The organism is Flavobacterium sp. N2038 (genome assembly GCF_025947185.1).
GTDB lineage: Bacteria > Bacteroidota > Bacteroidia > Flavobacteriales > Flavobacteriaceae > Flavobacterium.
In genome coordinates this window covers 2,535,175-2,555,226 of the sequence record NZ_CP110001.1, presented here as the reverse complement: position 1 = coordinate 2,555,226, position 20,052 = coordinate 2,535,175, and the positions used below count along the sequence as shown (strand labels likewise).

11 protein-coding genes are annotated in these 20,052 nt (G+C 33.9%); all 11 read right to left on the bottom strand.

The features are described from left to right. Nucleotides 1–34: 34 nt before the first annotated feature. The 11 genes from OLM51_RS11425 to OLM51_RS11375 all read right to left on the bottom strand — a co-directional run bounded on the left by OLM51_RS11425 (nt 35) and on the right by OLM51_RS11375 (nt 20,048). Nucleotides 35–3,949, bottom strand: a complete 3,915-nt coding sequence (locus OLM51_RS11425) for a beta strand repeat-containing protein (protein WP_264550748.1) — start codon at nt 3,947–3,949, stop codon at nt 35–37. Nucleotides 3,950–4,331: 382 nt separating this feature from the next. Next, on the bottom strand, nt 4,332–6,731 hold the full coding sequence (locus tag OLM51_RS11420) for a hypothetical protein (protein ID WP_264550747.1): 2,400 nt from the start codon (nt 6,729–6,731) through the stop codon (nt 4,332–4,334). A 667-nt stretch (nt 6,732–7,398) separates the two neighbouring features. After that, a complete protein-coding gene (locus OLM51_RS11415; protein ID WP_264550746.1) occupies nt 7,399–8,142 on the bottom strand; it encodes a rhamnogalacturonan acetylesterase in 744 nt (247 codons plus the stop codon). Between the two features lie 360 nt (nt 8,143–8,502). After that, nucleotides 8,503–9,858 (bottom strand): glycoside hydrolase family 28 protein, encoded by a 1,356-nt coding sequence (locus tag OLM51_RS11410; protein ID WP_264550745.1) that lies wholly within the window; start codon nt 9,856–9,858, stop codon nt 8,503–8,505. Nucleotides 9,859–9,869: 11 nt separating this feature from the next. Then, nucleotides 9,870–11,870 carry a pectate lyase gene (pelA, locus tag OLM51_RS11405; RefSeq protein WP_264550744.1) on the bottom strand — a complete coding sequence of 667 codons (2,001 nt, stop codon included), beginning with the start codon at nt 11,868–11,870 and terminating at the stop codon, nt 9,870–9,872. Nucleotides 11,871–12,089: 219 nt separating this feature from the next. Continuing rightward, the gene (locus tag OLM51_RS11400; protein WP_264550743.1) at nt 12,090–13,688 is read right to left on the bottom strand and encodes a glycoside hydrolase 43 family protein; all 1,599 of its coding nucleotides are present in this window, start codon (nt 13,686–13,688) and stop codon (nt 12,090–12,092) included. 156 nt (nt 13,689–13,844) lie between these two features. Continuing rightward, nucleotides 13,845–15,065: a glycoside hydrolase family 105 protein gene (locus OLM51_RS11395; RefSeq protein ID WP_264550742.1), complete on the bottom strand. Its 1,221-nt coding sequence runs from the start codon at nt 15,063–15,065 to the stop codon at nt 13,845–13,847. Nucleotides 15,066–15,098: 33 nt separating this feature from the next. Continuing rightward, nucleotides 15,099–16,322, bottom strand: a complete 1,224-nt coding sequence (locus OLM51_RS11390; RefSeq protein ID WP_264550741.1) for a glycoside hydrolase family 105 protein — start codon at nt 16,320–16,322, stop codon at nt 15,099–15,101. 4 nt (nt 16,323–16,326) lie between these two features. Further along, nucleotides 16,327–17,292, bottom strand: a complete 966-nt coding sequence (locus tag OLM51_RS11385; RefSeq protein ID WP_264550740.1) for a DUF4861 domain-containing protein — start codon at nt 17,290–17,292, stop codon at nt 16,327–16,329. Between the two features lie 11 nt (nt 17,293–17,303). Continuing rightward, nucleotides 17,304–18,239 carry an alpha/beta hydrolase gene (locus OLM51_RS11380; RefSeq protein WP_264550739.1) on the bottom strand — a complete coding sequence of 312 codons (936 nt, stop codon included), beginning with the start codon at nt 18,237–18,239 and terminating at the stop codon, nt 17,304–17,306. A gap of 117 nt (nt 18,240–18,356) precedes the next feature. Continuing rightward, a complete protein-coding gene (locus OLM51_RS11375) occupies nt 18,357–20,048 on the bottom strand; it encodes a RagB/SusD family nutrient uptake outer membrane protein (protein WP_264550738.1) in 1,692 nt (563 codons plus the stop codon). Nucleotides 20,049–20,052 lie beyond the last annotated feature (4 nt).

Below are 20,052 nucleotides of genomic sequence, written 5' to 3'. Positions count from 1 at the left end.
CAGTACTTTGACCTGAATAATTATTAATTGATTACTATTGTTTATCTGATACTAATTTTTCCAATTTTTCTAAACGCACGTTCATTGCTGCTGATGCTGCTTTTATTGCTGCTGATTCAGCTTTCAATTGTTGGATTTCATTGTTTTTAACTTCCAGTTCTTTCTCCTGCTCAATAACGTGTAAATACAACTCTTCCGTTTTTTCTAATAGTTGAATTGATAGTTCTGACATATTAAATGAATATCCTTCTTTCGTTTTTACCAATTCACTGATTGGAGTAATACCCGGAAGATGTTTATTTTTCTTAATATAAGCATCTACTTCAGCCAACTGTTTAAATTTATAATCTGACTTAATATCAGAGAATCCTTTAAAATAATCTTCAAATACATAATCTGCATAATAACTGTTTACCGTTGTGATAGCACCATTCACTCTCAATTTTTCATTTGGAGCTGCAGATGGAGTATCAAAACCAATTCCTACCCAGCCTTGTGTATAAACATCGTCTGTATTTAAAGTAGCTCCTTTTTTTGATGCCACACTAAACCACGGTTCTTTAATTGCATCTGTAAGATCCAAAGGATGTGTCGCCTTATCTTCATCAGTATAATCTAATGTACCTTTATCACTATTTACTACTAACGATGTTAACGTTTGAGACGGTCCTACTAAGTCAACTAAGTTAAAATCGCTTTCATTTCCTTTTTCATCTTTATAAACCAATGCTTGTGTAGTACCATCATAAGTCAAAGAAGTTAATGTTTCTGTACCTTTTACTAAAAGCGACAAATCGATTGGGGTAGCTGTACCTGTTTCATCAGTGTAAGTTAAAGTATGTACATCAACCTGTTGATCGTATATATCTGTTTCCTGTGTTACTACATCTTTTAATGAAGTTACAGTTTCTTTATCCTTAACAATAGTTGTTAATTCGTTGATTACTTTTGGATCATTAAAAATCGTTGACGAATTATCTATAACGTCCTGAACAACATCAATAGTAGCTGTTCCTGCTTTCTCATCTGTATAAACATACTTACCATCTGTTCCTTTTACTAAAGAAGTTAAGGTTTCGTTGTCTTTTACAATTTTAGAAATATCTACCAATTGTGTATTTCCGGCTGCATCAACATAGCTAAACTCATTTGTTGTAGAGTTGAATGTTACGTCGCCTGCTGCTTTTCCAGCAATTTCCTGAATAATATTGGTTACCGCAGGATTGTTAAAGATGGTAGAGGCATTTGTGATAACATCTCCAACTACATCGATAGTCGTTGGCGTTTTGTCCTCACTTGTATATAAATATGTTCCGTCATTATTATTTACCAGCGTCGTTACAGTTTGTTCACTCTCAATTAAGTTTGTAACCTCAGTTTTAACTGCACTGTTGTTAAAAATTGTTGATGAATTATCTATAACATCCTGAACAACATCAATAGTAGCTGTTCCTGCTTTCTCATCTGTATAAACATACTTACCATCTGTTCCTTTTACTAAAGAAGTTAAGGTTTCGTTGTCTTTTACAATTTTAGAAATATCTACCAACTGTGTATTTCCGGCTGCATCAACATAGCTAAACTCATTTGTTGTAGAGTTGAATGTTACATTTCCTTCTGCTTTTTCAGAAATCTGCTGGATAATATTGGTTACAGCAGGATTGTTGAAAATAGTAGAGGCATTTGTAATAACATCCCCAACTACATTAATAGTCGTTGGCGTTTTGTCCTCACTTGTATATAAATACGTTCCGTCATTATTATTTACCAGCGTCGTTATAGTCTGCTCACTCTCAATTAAGTTTGTAACCTCAGTTTTAACTGCACTGTTGTTAAAAATTGTTGATGAATTATCTATAACATCCTGAACAACATCAATAGTAGCTATTCCTGCTTTCTCATCTGTATAAACATACTTACCATCTGTTCCTTTTACTAAAGAAGTTAAGGTTTCGTTGTCTTTTACAATTTTAGAAATATCTACCAACTGTGTATTTCCAGCTGCATCAACATAGCTAAACTCATTTGTTGTAGAGTTGAATGTTACATTTCCTTCTGCTTTTTCAGAAATCTGCTGGATAATATTGGTTACAGCAGGATTGTTGAAAATAGTAGAGGCATTTGTAATAACATCCCCAACTACATTAATAGTCGTTGGCGTTTTGTCCTCACTTGTATATAAATATGTTCCGTCATTATTATTTACCAGCGTCGTTACAGTTTGTTCACTCTCAATTAAGTTTGTAACCTCAGTTTTAACTGCACTGTTGTTAAAAATTGTTGATGAATTATCTATAACATCCTGAACAACATCAATAGTAGCTGTTCCTGCTTTCTCATCTGTATAAACATACTTACCATCTGTTCCTTTTACTAAAGAAGTTAAGGTTTCGTTGTCTTTTACAATTTTAGAAATATCTACCAACTGTGTATTTCCAGCTGCATCAACATAGCTAAACTCATTTGTTGTAGAGTTGAATGTTACATTTCCTTCTGCTTTTTCAGAAATCTGCTGAATAATATTGGTTACTGCAGGATTGTTGAAAATGGTAGAGGCATTTGTGATAACATCTCCAATTACGTCAATAGTCGTTGGCGTTTTGTCTTCACTTGTATATAAATACGTTCCATTATTATTATTTACCAGCGTCGTTATAGTCTGCTCACTCTCAACTAAGTTTGTAACCTCAGTTTTAACTGCACTGTTATTGAAAATCGTTGATGAATTATCTATAACGTCCTGAACAACATCAATTGTAGCTGTTCCAGCTTTCTCATCAGTATAAACATACTTACCATCTGTTCCTTTTACTAAAGAAGTAAGGGTTTCATTTAATTTTACAATATCCTTAATGTTTACAAGCTGCGTATTTCCGGCTGCATCAACATAACTAAACTCATTTGTTGTTGAGTTGAATGTCACATTTCCTTCTGCTTTTTCAGAAATCTGCTGAATAATATTGGTTACCGCAGGATTATTGAAAATTGATGATGCATTTGCAACAACATCTCCAACAACATTTATAGTAGTTTTTAAATTATCCTCATTTGTATAATCATAAGTACCATTATTATTATTAATAAGAGTTGTTATAGTCTGCTTGCTTTCAATTAAGGTCGTAATGTCTTTTTTAACTTCAGTATTATTAAAAATCGTTGACGAGTTATCAATAACATCCTTCACTACATTAATGTCGCTGTCTGCTCCTGACTCATTTTTATAAGTATAAGAACCTGCACCATTATTAGTAAGTGTAGTTATTGTTTCATTTAATTTTACAATATCATTGATATTGATTACATGACTGACTCCTTTTGCATCTACATAACTAAACTTGTTTGTTACTGAGTCGAATGTTACATTACCAACTGCTTTTTCAGAAATCTGCTGGATAATATTAGTTACCGCAGGATTATTGAAAATTGATGACGCATTTGTAACAACATCACCAACAACATCAATGGTAGTTTTTGAGTTATTCTCACTTGTATAAGTGTAAGAAGCTGCTCCATTATTAACAAGAGTAGTTATTGTTTCATTTGCTTTAATTATTTGGGTAAAATCTATCACTTGTTGATTCCCATTCTTATCCACATAATTGAATTGTTGATTAGTTGGGTTATAAATAACAGCTCCGGTAGTGGCAGTTATTTCATTTGAAGTAACAACTCTATTCCATCTGTTATCATACCAATAATAGTAACCAGGTGTAATATCAGAAGCAGTAGCTGTATTAAATACTAATAAACTACTTACATTTCCATTTTTAATTGTACGAACATCCGTTGAGCCTGTTAATTGAACTCTAGGAATCAAAACCCCTTTATCAGTGGCGACAACCTCTAACTGGGCTGAAGAATTTGGCATGGTGGTACCAATACCAACTTGCGAGTAACCCGCAAAACCGCCTCCCAAAACAAAGAGTAATGGTAATAATTTGTTTTTCATGAATATTAATTTTTTATTAATAAATTAAGTGCTGTTTGAAACCACTTGTAACAGAATTAAACCGGCATTATCAATTAAATAAATACCACATTAATTACCCTGCAAAATTCCTCCAATTATAAAGTTTAAAAAGCCTCTATACGTTTAAATAATAAGAGAATAAGACGAACTTTTGTAAAGCCAAAACCTACACAAATCACTAATAATCAATACACTACACAATTCATTCTTTTTTATCTGACACAATACACTAAAGCAAGAAACTTCTTATGAATCTGATATTTTTTAATCACATTTTTTTATACTCTTATTTATGTCATATAAAAAAAACGACAATAGGAATTTCCTACTGCCGTTCTTACATTTAAACATTCAATTATTTTTATTTCCCCATTAACTTCTCCAGATTTTTCAAGCGCAATTCCATTGCTTCAGAAGCCGATTTAAGCAATTGAATTTCTTCATTCTTAATTTTCAACTGCTCATCCTGTTCGAAATTATGATTCATAACTTCTTCTGCTTTTTTCTGCAATGCCAGAATTTCATTATTCTTTGCATTCAATTCTTTATCCTGCTCAATAATATGTAAATACAGCTCTTCTGTTTTTTCAAGCAACTGAATTGATAATTCTGAAACATTGAATGAATAACCTTCTTTAGTTTTTATTAATTCATTTATTGGCGTGATACCAGGTAAGTGTTTATTCTTTTGAATGTAAGCATCAACTTCTTCTAATTTCTTAAACTTATAATCTGCTTTGATATCAGAGAAACCTTTAAAATAATCTTCAAATACATAATCTGCATAATAACTGTTTACCGTTGTAATAGCACCATTCACTCTCAATTTTTCATTTGGAGCTGCAGATGGAGCATCAAAACCAATTCCTACCCAGCCTTGTGTATAAACATCGTCTGTATTTAAAGTAGCTCCTTTTTTTGATGCCGAACTAAACCACGGCTCTTTAATCGCATCTGTAAGATCCAAAGGATGTGTCACCTTATCTTCATCAGTATAATCTAATGTACCTTTGTCACTATTTACTACTAACGATGTTAACGTTTGAGACGGCCCTACTAAGTCAACTAATTTAAACTCGCTTTCATTTCCTTTTTCATCTTTATAAACCAATGCTTGTGTAGTACCATCATAAGTCAAAGAAGTTAAAGTTTCTGTACCTTTTACTAAAAGCGACAAATCGATTGGGGTAGCTGTACCTGTTTCATCAGTGTAAGTTAAAGTATGTACATCAACCTGTTGATCATATATATCAGTTTCCTGTGTCACTACATCTTTTAATGAAGTTATAGTTTCTTTAAGTGCTGCCGGTTTTCCCGCTGCATCTGTATAAGTGGCAATGTCATGTCCTGTTGTTACAGTTGATACAAATGACGTTATTCCATCTTTTCCATTAATATTAACCCAGTTAGGTGATTTAGATGCCCATTCCGCATCACGTCCTGCAACTGTATTATCGGTTCCAACATATGCGTAAATGTTTCCTGCCGGATCTTTTACAATAGCATCAAGAGTAGTAATTGAACCAGCCGTTCCAGGTTCTCCTGTTGCTCCAGTAATACCATTTGCACCGTTAAGACCATTGATCTTAACCCAGTTTGGAGATTTAGATGCCCATTCTGCATCACGTCCTGCAACTGTTTTATCGGTTCCAATATAGGCGTAAATGTTTCCTGCCGGATCTTTTACAATAGCATCTAAAGTAGTGATTGAACCTGCTGTTCCAGGTGCTCCTGTTGCTCCAGTAATACCATTTGTACCGTCAAGACCATTGATTTTAACCCAGTTTGCAGATTTAGATGCCCACTCTGCATCACGTCCTGCAACTGTATTGTCAGTTCCAACATAAGCATAAATGTTTCCTGCCGGATCTTTTACAATAGCATCAAGAGTAGTGATTGAACCTGCTGTTCCAGGTGCTCCATCAACTCCTGCTATACCGTCAATACCATTTTTACCTGTTAACGGAATCCATTTATCAGGATTTTTAGGATCACGTATGTAAACAGTTCCTGTCTGATTGTCAATGTACATTGCAATGTTATCACCTGGATAACCTGCTTCTCCTTTATTACCCGGTACACCCTGACCTCCAATTACACCATCTTTACCATCTTTACCGTCAAGACCATTAATCTTAACCCAGTTAGGAGATTTAGATGTCCATTCTGCATCACGTCCTGCAACTGTATTGTCGCTTCCAACATATACATAAATGTTTCCAGCCGGATCTTTTACAATAGCATCCAAAGTAATGATTGAACCTGCTGTTCCAGGTGCTCCCGTTGCTCCAGCAATACCGTCAATACCATTTTTACTTGTTAATTGAATCCATTTGTCCGGATTTTTAGGATCACGTATATAAACTTTTCCAGTTTCATTGTCAATATACATTGCAACACTATCACCCGGATATCCAGCTTCTCCTTTATTACCTGGCAGCCCTTGACCTCCAGCTATACCAGTTGATTCGCCAGAAATAATAAATTTATTCCATTTCCCATTAAACCAATAGTAGTACCCCGGAATAACATCAGAAATAGTTTCCGTATTAAACACTAGTAAACTCTCAACATTTCCCTTTACTATAGTTGAAGCATCTGTAGTTCCTGTTAGTTTTACTCTTGGAATTAACACCCCTTTATCACTTGCAAAAACCTCTAATTGTGCAGAAGCATTAGGATCTAACTTCCCAATACCCACCTGCGAATAAGCAGAATAACATCCTAAGACAAAAATTAAAGGAAGTAATTTATTTTTCATGTGTACAAATTTTTTAATGTTCTTATTAAATTATTTTAGATAAATCGTGGACAATGAAACAAGGCAATTAAGACAACTTTTTTAATTTTATTGTTTTATTAATACCACAAATCAAACTGATTCCAACAAGAGTAGTTTGAGGCAACAAAGGTCTAGGTATTGTTTTTTCAACTTAACCACGAAAAGTTTTTAAACTGGTATTTTAAGACAATCCTAAATAGTAGTCCTGTATTAGGAGTATAAAAAAATGAGAAAGCGATAATAGCTTTCTCATTCTAATGGAATGTAGTACAACTACAAATCTTAATAGGACAAAGACTGTATAAACCTAATCTTTGACAATACTTATTCGTTTTTTTTTAGATTTTAAAACAATGATGAAGTAAGATTGTTTTTATCCCTAAAATGTAAAAACATCTCTGAAAAAAAATCAACTTATTACTAACATAAAATGCTTGCAGTTAAATGCAAAAAAAAGAGAGAACTTTCATTCCCTCTTTTTATTCAAATTATAAGTTTAAAAGAATATTAATGTTATTACTTCAAAATCAATTAAATAATACAACTAATATTTATAGTGCAAAGATCTCGTTTACAACACCATGCGATTACCAGTAAAAGGTTTTTGAATTACATTTTAAGACATCTTTTTTATTCAATACTGTTTTTACTTAATACCTTTTTTTAATTTAGTCAATAAAGAATTGTCCATGAGCTTAATCTGATTCACTACAATCTGAGCGATTTCGGTAGCTCCTTTTAAAGAGAGGTGCGTGTCATCGGCTTTATCTTTGTCATAGTAAGCATTTTCGCCTGTCTTAAAGTGCAAATGCAATTCTTTTGATCTTTCCGGTCCATATGATTGCTCTAGTAATTCAGTATAATATTCGAGATCAATAAAAGGAACTTTATATTCCTGTGCAATCAATCTCGTTTCAAGAGGATAATTTCCATGTGTAGGTACTAAGACACCCTTCTCATTAAAATTACGTCGGGCAATAGAAGTTAGTAAAACCGGAATTGCCCCTTTCGCTCTGCTTTCTGTCACAAAACGAATTAAATTATATCGATATGAAGTATGAGGATTTGTATAACGAGCAGAGTCTTCTATTTTTTCGTCATTATGACCAAATTCTATAAAAACATAATCTTCTTTCTTTAGTGTATTATAAATCGAATCCCAGCGCTTCTCGTTTATAAAACTTTTTGTGCTTCTACCATTTACGGCTTTATTTACCACTACAATATTATCGCTAAAAAAAGGCTGTAACACCTGCGCCCATCCATGTTCGGGATTTTTATCAGGATTTTTTTTATTGGCCATTGTAGAATCACCAATACAGTACAAAGTTGTTTTTTGAGCGAAAGAAAATGTGGTAATCAGAAATGTTATTAGAATATATTTTCTCATGTTTTAGTTCTTGTTTTTTTGGTTGGTAGTTTTCGGTTTATGTCTTTCTTATAGTCAACAGATCTCTTGTCACAAATGTCCTTCGACTTCGCTCAGGAGGACAAATCATTATTTTCTACTCCTACGTTTGTTAGTCTGAGTGTAGTCAAAGATCTTTATGTTACGAAATATCCTTCGGCTTCGTTCAGGAGGACAAATCATTATCTTCTATTTCTACATTTGTCTGTCTGAGCGTAGTCGAAGACCTTTACGTTGCAAAATGTCCTTCGACTTTGCTCACAAGGACAAAGCGATACATCTCTACGGAAAACCTTTGAGCCTTTGCCTCTCCAAACCTAAAAGATGCACTGCAGTGCGTCTCTACGGTTTTGAAACCGCCGATGGCACACTCGCTCTCTGCCCTATAAAAACATCTGTCATTAAAACATTTTCTGCATTTTCGTTTGATAATGCATTTTTTGCTGATTTGATTTCGATATTACTGAAAGATATACCTCTGATTTTTTTATCGGGAAATCCCTGAATTACGATTCCGGATTCTGATGCTTTATTGCAGTTAATATTAGAGAAATGTACATTTGATATGTCAGATTGAAAACCTTTTCCCTCTCCATGATAGTTTGCTGTAATATAAATACAGTCTTCTACCTCGTCTAAGTGAATATTATTTACAAATATATTTTTGATATATCCTCCGCGATCTGCATTTGTCTTTAAATAGATTCCTCTTTTTAAATATCCAATCGTTTTGCAATTTTCAACAAAAATATTCTGTACTCCTGCTGACATTTCGCTTCCAATAACAACTCCGTGCAATCCTTTAAAATTGCAATTTCTAATTACTATATTTTCACTTGGCGTTGCCTCATTGGCTCTTCCTTCATGATCTCTTCCTGCTTTAATGGCAACATTGTCATCACCATTATTAAACGTTACATTTTCTATTAAAACATCTTTAGCATATTCAGGATCTATTCCGTCGTTGTTATGATTTAGTGATTTATAACTTACTCCGCGAACGGTTATACTTTCTGATTTTAAAAGATGGAGACACCAAAACGGAGAATTTTCTATTCTGATATTCTCTACCAATATGTTTTTGCATTTAAAAAACTGAATCATCTGCGGTCTTAAAAAATAGCCTTCTCCAAATTTTCTATCCTTTACAGGCACCTTATTGTGATTCATTTCACGGCTTCGTTCTTTTCCTGCACCTTCTTTTGCTTTAAAAGTTTTCCAGATCTTACCTCCTTCTCCATCAATTGTTCCTTCTCCGGAAATAGCAATATTAGTACAATTATTAGCATATATAAGCGGACTGTAATTGTAGAGCATTGTTCCTTCCCAACTTGTTAAAACCATTGGCAAATAGTCCTGCGGATTGTCACTGAATTTAATTTTGGCTCCTTTTTCTATTCTCAGATTTACATTGCTTACAAAATGAATTGGACCATTGATTTTATAAATTCCTTTTGGAACAATTATAGTTCCTCCATTATTTTTTTTACATAGAGCCATCGCTTTATCAAAAGCCTTTTTAGTATTGGTTATAGAATCTCCTTTTGCACCAAGTTTTGCAATATTTATTTCGAATGAAGGGAAGACCGGAAGCTGAATTCTGCTAATAACAGAATCAACTTTAGTCGATGGAAATTCCATTTTCTGCGCAAAAGCAGTACAGGAAATCAATAAAAAAAGGAAAATTTTAAAGTTCATTGTAATCTGATTTATTTTGAATACCAATTGGATATTGCATCATTCAAAATGTTTTCTGTTGTGTATTTTTCAGCCTCTGTCTTTTTAAGCTGATAAGACCATTGTACTCTTTTTGAAGGTTGAAATCCTTCGCCACTGCAATTATATTCGGCATAAAAAGCTTTTTTCTCTGCCTCGGGTTTAGACCAGTTTTCCCAGCCTTCCGGTTTTATTTGTTTTCCCATTTCGCAATTTATAAAAACTGTTTTAGCATAAATGCGCCATGGTCTTCCTAAATAAACTGCATCGGCGGCCAGTGCTGCTGTAAGCTTACAATTCTTAAAAACAAATCCAAAAGGAATTCCTTCCGGCGTTGAAGCAGCCGTTATATAAGAGCTTTTTATACTGTGAATTTCGCAATTCTCAAACAAAGCTGTTGCACTTCCAAAAATAAAATCAGTTGTACCTTCTATATAACAGTTTACAAAATATTGTTTTGACGTTTTTCCAGACAGATACAAGGTGTCCTGATTTCCTGAAATAATACAATTCGAAATTCTGGCACGATTGGCAACTATAGATAATGCTATACCCTGACCATTATCGCTAGATGCATTTTTAATAGTTAAATTTGAAGCAGAAAAATCATCTCCTTCTACTAAAACGGTGTAAGTATAAAAAGTACTGTTTCTTCCCAGATTGATTTTCGAAAAATTATCATCAAAAGTAATGATTGTTTTTTCTTTGCTTTCGCCTTGCAAAACAACATTAGTATTCCATTCCGGAATTCTGACTTTTTCATTATAAATTCCATTTTTTATACTAATGGTAATTTTTTCGTAAGGGAATGCAGGGCAAGCATAAATAGCATCCTGAATTTTGGTAAAATCTCCCGAACCATCCTGAGCAACAGTAATTAGGGATATATTCTTTTTATCTGAAGCTGAAACTTTTGTCCCGTTCTTAATTGCCCAGGAAGGATATAATTTTAATACTTCTTTAGCCGCGTCTGAATACCACGAATACCCATTTCGTCTCTCTGAACCAATTTGATCTAATGCTTTTTTTCTGATTCCGTCGCGATCACAAAAGAAAGGTTCATTAGTTTCTAAGTCCATAAAACGAGCCCAGATTGGTGCAGCATTTGTTGTCGGAATCATCTTTTTCTCTATAATTTTTCCTTCTTCATTGAGAATTCTTTTTTCTTCCAAATTGGTGATTTTTGTCTTCTCCAACCATGCGACTGCACTTTTTACTGCCGTAACAATTTCCGGTGTCGGCTTTTCAAGTGACATTAACAACAATACAATTTTTACAGATTCATATCCACTTAATGAGGCTAGCTCAAAAGCTCTTGCATTTGCAGGTGCCAAAGTAACTTCATCATGCTGAGCGCACCAGGCTGTTAAAACACCGTTTTGTTTGTATTGCGTTTTTAAAATGCAGTCAATTCCTTTATCAAAAGCTTTTTTCGTTTTTTCGACCACTTCTTTAGAGGGTTTAATGCTGTAAAAATCTGTTTCCTCACTTATTTGTTTCAAAACATTCAGAATATTTACCATCGAATCGTCATTGTAGGTAATATGCGTATAATATCCTTTTTTTAACGGATAAAACTGTGGCCAGCCACCATTAGCATATTGTGCCTCTAACAAATAATCCAGTCCTTTTAAAAACGATTTTTTATAACGCTCGTCTTTTACCTGAGCATACATCCTTGACATAAAAAGCATTTCCTGACAAGTTGCACCATTATCAGTTGTGGTTTCCACATCCATTTTTTTAAGTGCAATTAAATCCTTTTTTTGTTTAGGAGTCAGCTCATTCTGCATTTGAATATTTTTAGGCCAGCCTCCAATATCCCTTTGGTAAAGCAACGCATTTTCGGCTATTTTCTTAGCTTCTTCAGATCCAAACCAGGACGATTCATTTTTACGAATAACGTCCGGCCATTTTTTGTAGGTATTCTGAGCATGCAGACCAACATTAAACAATGCTATAAAAAGTACTGCTATTTTTTTTAATTGAATCATCATAATTCTTTCTCGCTCTTAAATTTATTTTTATGCTGTTTAAATATTGACTTTATAATAATCAAATGCTCTTTTTAAAATAAAAACCGATTTAAATCTTTTTTAAGAAATCTTTTTCTTACAAAATATACAATAGCATTGATTTTTAAAAATCGTCTCGCAAAAGCATTTTATATCCCTCGTTTTTTTTCAGAATCCCGAAAAAACCTTTTTACTGCTTTATTTTGTCACTCTAAACCAATCGACTGCTACACTTCCGGAATCGTTAGTAATTTTTTCGCTCAAAGCAAAAAGGCCAACTTTGGCGCCAATCCATTTTCCCTCTTTTGAAATAAAATTATTTCCAATTGATTGATATTTTTTATCCTCTAAACTATAATAGAAACTACAAATTCCTCCTTTTTGAATTTTAACTCTTAAATAAATTGTGTTGTTAGATATCAAAATCGGACTTGTTTCTGTCTCTTCATTTTTTTTATCAAAACTTCCTGTTTTCTGATTCAGATATAATTTGCCATTATCATTTTTGAGCGATAAATAACTGTAATCTAATCCCATAATAATTAAACCGGTACTTTCTCCATTTAATCTTGCATTAAACGTCAATTTTGTAGTTACGGTAAATTCTTCAGCAGGAAATTTTTGAAGAAGTAAATTAGGTGCTTCAAAAATTCTCTTATTGTCTTTGATAGTTGGCAAACAATATAAATTTAGATATCCTAAACTCGTTGGAAATCCCCAATTGTTTTGGGTATTTGCCTGCCACTGCCATTGCAATCCTAATTTTGGTATAGTAAACTCATCTGATTCTGCCGGAGTTTCAATTGGATATTTCTTTCCAACATTTGGTTTTCTAAAAGTTGTTACCGGCTCGCCGATCCCGTTTTTGTCAAAATCCTCTCCCATAACTGGCCAGTCATTTACCCATTTCATTGGCTGTAAATGCATAATTCGTCCGTAAGCGCCTTTATCCTGAAAATGTATAAACCAGTCTTCACCCGTTTGTGTTTGTACCCACGCACCCTGATGCGGACCATTGATGTTTGTTTTTCCCTGCTCCAAAACTTTTTTCTTTTCGTAAGGGCCAAATACATTTTTGGATCTTAAAACCGTTTGCCAGCCTGTTGAGACTCCTCCCGCCGGAGCAAAAATGTAATAATAGTTGTTTCTTTTATAAAATTTTGGTCCTTCGATTGTTCCTTCCCCATCGTGACCATCAATCACCATGACTTCATCATTGTTTGTTGCTGTCCCTTCCGGATTCATACTACAAACCACCAATAAGCTCTTGATTTTGGCACGGCTCCCCGCAAACGCATGAACCAAATAAACTTTTCCATCTGTATCCCACAACGGACTAGGATCTATAAGTCCGCTTCCGGCTTTAACCAAAACAGGCTCTGACCACGGACCTTCTGCCTTTTGGGCTTTAATCATGTAAATTCCAAAATCCGGATCAGGATAATAGATATAAAATTCATTGTTATGGAAGTTGATACTTGGTGCCCAGACTCCGTTTCCATGCTGCACTTTATCAAATATTTCTACCGGTGTTTGTTTTGTTAAGGCATGACCAATAATCTTCCAGTTCACCAAATCTTTTGAATGCAAAATCGGTAAACCCGGAATGCAATTAAAGGACGAAGCAGTCATATAAAAATCATCTCCGGCCCTGACAACATCGGGATCTGAATAATCGGCATGAATAATTGGATTGGTGTAAGTTCCGTCTCCGTTATCGGGTATCCATACTTGTGCTGTATTCTTTTGAAAAGAAAAAATACAGAAGAACAATATGATAATTTTTATGCTTTTCATTTAAACCACAATTTCTTGTTTTATTAAACCTGACAGGTTTTGAAAACCTGTCAGGTTCACACTCTACCGTCTTTTTTTGTCATTATGAGAAATGACAAACATTGCCAACATTCCAACTATTTACTAATGACTATTTACTAAAGACAAATTAAAAAATTACCTATTCAATTCTACAGCAGCCAAAATAAAGGGTCCTGTTGCTTTTGGATCATTATCTTTCTTTTTTTCCTTCACATAGTATTCATATGAACCGTCTCTGTATGGAGTTCCGCCCAAACCAGCAACCTGACACGCCTGAGTTAAAGTAATTCCGCCATCAGCATCAACTTTAATTAATTTTGTAGTTAAACCGTCAAATGCTTTGTTAGCCAGTTTTTTATATTTTGCAGGCAAGTATCCTTTATTTGCTCCTTTTGCAAAAGCATATGCAAACATCGAAGAACCAGAAGCTTCAAGATAATTTCCTTCTTTACCGCCCTTATCTGTTACCTGATACCACAATCCTGATTTATCCTGGTATTTAGCTACAGCTGCACAAGCGCTGTTTAAATACTGAACTAATTCTTTCTGTTTTGGATGATCTTTTGGCATATAATCTAAAACATCAACCAAAGCCATAACATACCAGCCTAAAGCTCTTGACCAAAAATTAGGTGAGTTTCCGGTTTCTTTATTTGCCCATGGCATTTTTTTACTTTCGTCCCAGCCATGATATAATAATCCCGTTTTTGGATCTGTAGCATGCAACTGAATTTGCTCAAATTGTTTTGCTACGTCATCCAGATTTTGTCCATTTTCAAACGTAACGGTATATTGTGCATAAAACGGTTCTCCCATGTATAACCCGTCTAACCACATTTGGTTTGGGTAAATATTTTTATGCCAGAAACCGCCACTTTGTGTTCTTGGCTGTTCTGCTATTTGTTTGCGCAATAATTGCATTGCTTTTAAGTACTTTTCTTCTTTACTCGTTTCATAAATATTAAAAAGCAAACGACCGGATACCACCATATCAATATTATACTTGTCGAGCTCATACGTTTTAATTGTACCGTCATTCTGTACAAGAGCATCTACATATCCTTTTATATAAACCGGATATCTTGAATCGGGATTCTTTTTATACAATTCTTCAAAACCATGTAATACCAAACCATGAACATAATCCCATTTTGGTGTTTTTGAGTCGTCAATCATATAGGCTTCAGGATGACGTTTCATTAACGTTAAAGCCATTTTATCTGACCATTTTAAGTCCTTAGAAATAATAATATCTTTATTTACAGTTTCCTGAGAAATTACTTTACAACTGGTAAACGCCATTACACAAACTAAAGCTGCAGCTGTAAAATAATTGTGTCTTCTATTATTTTTCATTTTTGCTATTTTAAAATTTTTCTTTGTTAATCCTTATTTATTCAATTCAATTGCACTTAGCAAAAATGCTCCATAAGCAATTGCACCATTTTCTTTTGTTCTTCCGTTCAGGTAATAATCATTTGTACCATCACGAAAAGGTTTTCCTCCCAAACCTACATTTGGCGAAACATTTAGAATATTTACTTCACCTTTTTTATCAATTTTTACAAATTCTTTGATAAAACTGTCAAATGATTTTTTTGCGGTCGATTTGTAACTTGATGCTAAATATCCTTTGTCTGCTCCTTTTGCAAAAGCATAAATAATCATTGCAGATGCAGATGGCTCGACATAATTTGCGTACAATTCCGGTTTATCTGCAACCTGATACCATAATCCTGACTCGCTTTTGTATTGATTTACATTCTTTGAAATCTGATTCAGATAGCTAACCAGAATTTTATATTTTGGATGCGATTTTGGAAAATAATCTAAAGTCTCAACCAAAGCCATCATATACCAACCAATACCTCTGCCCCAAATCGTTGGCGAAGTTCCGGTTTGTTTGTTTGCCCAGGCGATCTCTTTGCTTTCATCCCAACATTGATAAACTAAACCTGTTTTTGGATCTGTTAGATGATTTTGTGCCAGTTCAAACTGTTTGGCAATATCATCTAAACTTCTGCCTTTTTCATATTTAATTGTAAATTGAGTGTAGAAAGGCTCAGCCATATACAAACCATCAATCCACATTTGGTTGGGATAAATTTGTTTGTGCCAAAATCCTCCACTTGGTGTTCTTGGCTGGGTTTCCAACTGATTTCTTAATTCCCCGATAAGTTTATAATAGCGTGAATCTTTTGTTACATCATATAAATTAAACAACAGTTTTCCAGGATTTAAGCAATCGATGTTGTATTCTTTTTGTTCGTATTTTTTAATATGTCCCGTGCTGTCGATCATTATATCAACATAATCTTTGATATAATTCAGGTATTTTTTGTCGTTTGTTTTTTGATACAATTTCTCAAAACCAGACAATACAAAACCCATTTTATAATCCCATTTTGGTTTCTCATTTCCATCAAGCTGCCAGGCATTTGGGTATTTGCTTAAGATGGAAAGCGCTGTTCTTTCTGACCATTTTAGCTGGTAAGAAATAGTAGCTGTATCTGAAACGTTTTGATTTTGGGCTATTGTTTTACTACTTAAAAAGAGCAGTAAAACAATCGCATAATTTATAAAAGTGATCTTAGCAGAAACTGATTTGTACATAAAATTACATTTTACCTTTTTTATTCAAAATTTCTAATTTTTCATCTAAATACTTTACAAAATCTGCCTTAGATTTAATTCCGTTTACCTCTTGTTCCCAGGCTCCTAATAGATAAAACGAAGTTGATTTGGTCGTAGGTTTAAATACTAACAGATAATCCAGATCTGTATTCTGAGTACTTTCGATTGTATTTACTTCATAAAAAATAGCCATTCCTAATTTATCCGGAACCAAAGATTGTTCGCCATAAGTCGCCAGGTAGGCCCATTTTTTGTTCTTACTTTCTTTTTTAAGCAATTCTGTATTCTTTTGTTTTACGATTCCGGTACAAATTCCTTTAATTTCTTTTGAAGCCTGAATGGTATGTTTGGTATAAAGATCGTCTGGCTTAATCGTTAAAACCGAAGTAAAATCGATTTTATCTGAAGCTGTTTTCCATCCATAATAATTTACTTTTACTATAGATTCTTTCTCTTTGTTAAATACAGTTGCAATCGTAGAATCTACTTCTCTAAAGTGCAGTTTTTCATTGTTTAAATAACGATCAATTGATCCAATTCCGATTCCTTTTCCAGCTTTTAGAATATCAGCTCCCCAATCGCTCATTTCATGATAAGAATCAAAATTATCCTGTCCTACCTTTGGCAGAATATTCTCTGAGGTTTTCTTTCCAAAAATATCAATCGCATTTCTCCAGTCTAAATATAAACGGTATCCAATACGGTTGTTTTCCCAACCTGGACCTTCATAACGAATATCAAAAGAATGATCTGTATGTTCCGGTGCCAGTTTTAGTCTGTCAACATTTTTAAAAACTGTACCACCAATATATTTTCGCGCTTCCCATTTTCCATCTGTTTTTGCTGATATTTCAGCATATGTTTTATTCTTTTTGATGTCGTATTTTTGGGCATTTACTGCTGTAATCCCAGCTAAAAATAAGACTGCTGCGGTGATTTTTGCTTTCATTCGTTTTATTATTATTTAAATATTTTATCCAAAAAATGTATTATGTATTTATTCATTTCATCAAACCAGGGCTGAAAAAACCAAAATGAATGCGGTGAATTCTGGATGGTTTGTACTTCATTGTATATTTTATTCTGATTCAAAATTGCAATCATATTATCTCTCCCGGCGTGAAACCTCTCAAAACTACTGTTGATAAACAATATTGGAGGTGTATTTTTATCGGTATGACTTAAGGCCGATGCATTTTTCCAATTTTCAGGATTTTCTTCGTAAGAGCCTTTCAACCAAAAAGAGGCCATTTCTCCTTCTTTCGATTCAGGATGTTTAAAAGCCAGAATTCCATCTACATCAATAATTGCATGTACTTTTGAAGAAGATTTACTTTTAAAAACTGAATCTTCAAAAGCTGCATTTTCATTTGTTGTACCAATCAAAGCAGCCATCTGACCTCCTGATGAACATCCTAAAACAGCTATTTTGTCTGAATCAACGTGAAACTTAGCAGCATTATCTTTTATAAATTTAATTGCGTTTTTAATATCATAAATCCCTTCGGGATATTTTGCTTCTAGTGATAATCTGTATTCAACTGCAAAACACGAATACCCTTTTGAGGCAATTTCCTGTGCTAAAATTTGCATTTGGTTTTTATTTCCTGATCTCCATCCGCCACCATGAATCATAATTACGGCAGGATTTTCTTTTTTCTTTTTATAAAAATAAGCATCTAAATGTAATGCTCTGTTTTCTTTTTGATCATAAACAACATCGTTTATCTGATCAACATTTTTATTCTTTTTTTCCTTTACTACTGTAATAAAAGGATATTGCTTTATGAGTTTATTGTAAGTGCTTTTTTCTGTGTATGAAGTATCAATACTATATTGGCATTGTGCTGTAATACCTTTTAAAAATAACAATAAAAATAACACAAATAGCTTCATTCAGAGTCTCTATTTTAGTTAAGAAAGGAGTCTGATACGGGATCAAACTCCTTTTTAACTGCTTCAAAAAAACAATTCCTCAAAAAATTATCAAATTACTAACACTAATTACCACAATTAATAAGCAGGATTTTGAGGAAAATCTTTATTTCTGTTTAAATCTAATGCTGACTGAGGAATTGGTCTTAAAATTTTAAGGTTTCCATTTTGTCCGTTAAATACACTTGCATTAGTAATTTTTGGGTTATATAAAACTGTTCTTTCTACTAATGTTCCAGTACGTTTCAAATCAAACCAACGGTGATATTCTCCTAATAATTCTCTTCCTCTTTCATCTAATATGGTGTTGATGCTAATTGAGGTAAGAACAGGAATTGTTCCTGCTACTCCGCCTCCGGCTCTTCTTCTTACTTCATTTAAACGAGCTAAAGCTGTTGTAGATTCACCTGCTTTAAAATAAGCTTCTGCTGCAATTAAATACGTTTCTCCAAGACGTGAGATAATAAAATCACGTGTACTGCTTCTATTTGTTGCAGGAGTAATTGGAGTTGTATTGTAATTTGCACTTGTCGCCCCACTATATGGTGCTTTTGGATCATCAAACTTACGAACCGGAATCAGATTGTAATCTCCTCCAGATGCTGCTGCTGAAGAATAAGTTCCCCAGTTATGGTATCTAAAAGTGGCTGCATTTGCTTTTCTTGATGCATTGGCCGTATTCCAGGCTGTTCTGTCTGCTGCTGTAAACCAGCTTGGTTCGTAGAAATCTGTAATTTTCAATGCTGCCTTATCAGCTACATCATAATAATCATAGTATCTGCTGTAGATTTCATTCATAAAACTACCTTCCCAGCGTTTGTCTCCTTTTTCAAATAAAGATAGGGCATAAACGGTTGGACAAAGTGTATAACTTCTGTTTGGATAAGGATTTCCTGATGCTGCTGCACCCAAATAAGAGCTAAACCAGTAGTTTTGTGAACTACCCAAAGATGTTGTACCGGTTGCGTTTGAAGCAATTGAAAACTGTACCGAAAATATAGTCTCAAGATTCATTTCGTTTCCTGGTTTTACCACATTATCAAAAGTTACGTTTAACGCCTGACCATTAATAGCCTGATCTGCAATCGAAGCTGCTGTTGTAAAATCTGCCGGAGTTCCAAAAGTTTCGTATCCTCTTGTTAAATAAACTTTTGCCAATAAATGCTGCACGGCTCTTTTATTTACTCTACCGCTATAGGCTGCTGTACTTACTGCCGGAAGAGATTCGTTAAGGTCTTTTAAAATTTGTGTATAAACTTCTTCTGCTGTATTTCTGTTAAAAGAAGTCACCGCTGTATTAATATTGTCTAATACAATTGGAACTCCTCCATAGGTTTGAACCAATAAGAAATAAGCATTTGCTCTTAGAAACTTTAGTTCTCCAATTCTGGTATCCAGTGTGCTCGTTTTTTCTGTTATTGTTGAATAATACAATCCTTTGTTGGCTTGCTGAATTGCAGTGTAACAAGTTCTGTACAATTGATCTACACCTGCAGAAGATGAAGATAATGTCAAGTATTTACTTAATCCTTCCGGTTCCTGATTTCTTCCTTCAGAATACATATCTGTACCCGCTTCAAACAACCACGGGTCTCCACCATAAATATCTTTTAATGTAGCGTAATTTGTATTCATTAAGGATTCAAATCCCGGCCCCGTAATAAAGTACTGTTCTGCTGAACCATAAGAACGGTTGTCTTCTTCTATATAATTTGAACAGGAATTTAAACTAAGGGTTAGAATTCCTATAAGTATGATAACTTTTTTCATTTTC

Bases quoted from the DNA above. Each gene is read 5' to 3' on its own strand.
- OLM51_RS11410 (WP_264550745.1), bottom strand. From the start codon at position 9,858: ATGAACTTTAAAATTTTCCTTTTTTTATTGATTTCCTGTACTGCTTTT.
- OLM51_RS11375 (WP_264550738.1), bottom strand. From the start codon at position 20,048: ATGAAAAAAGTTATCATACTTATAGGAATTCTAACCCTTAGTTTAAAT.
- OLM51_RS11380 (WP_264550739.1), bottom strand. From the start codon at position 18,239: ATGAAGCTATTTGTGTTATTTTTATTGTTATTTTTAAAAGGTATTACA.
- OLM51_RS11385 (WP_264550740.1), bottom strand. From the start codon at position 17,292: ATGAAAGCAAAAATCACCGCAGCAGTCTTATTTTTAGCTGGGATTACA.
- OLM51_RS11425 (WP_264550748.1), bottom strand. From the start codon at position 3,949: ATGAAAAACAAATTATTACCATTACTCTTTGTTTTGGGAGGCGGTTTT.
- OLM51_RS11390 (WP_264550741.1), bottom strand. From the start codon at position 16,322: ATGTACAAATCAGTTTCTGCTAAGATCACTTTTATAAATTATGCGATT.
- OLM51_RS11420 (WP_264550747.1), bottom strand. From the start codon at position 6,731: ATGAAAAATAAATTACTTCCTTTAATTTTTGTCTTAGGATGTTATTCT.
- OLM51_RS11415 (WP_264550746.1), bottom strand. From the start codon at position 8,142: ATGAGAAAATATATTCTAATAACATTTCTGATTACCACATTTTCTTTC.
- pelA (WP_264550744.1), bottom strand. From the start codon at position 11,870: ATGATTCAATTAAAAAAAATAGCAGTACTTTTTATAGCATTGTTTAAT.
- OLM51_RS11395 (WP_264550742.1), bottom strand. From the start codon at position 15,065: ATGAAAAATAATAGAAGACACAATTATTTTACAGCTGCAGCTTTAGTT.
- OLM51_RS11400 (WP_264550743.1), bottom strand. From the start codon at position 13,688: ATGAAAAGCATAAAAATTATCATATTGTTCTTCTGTATTTTTTCTTTT.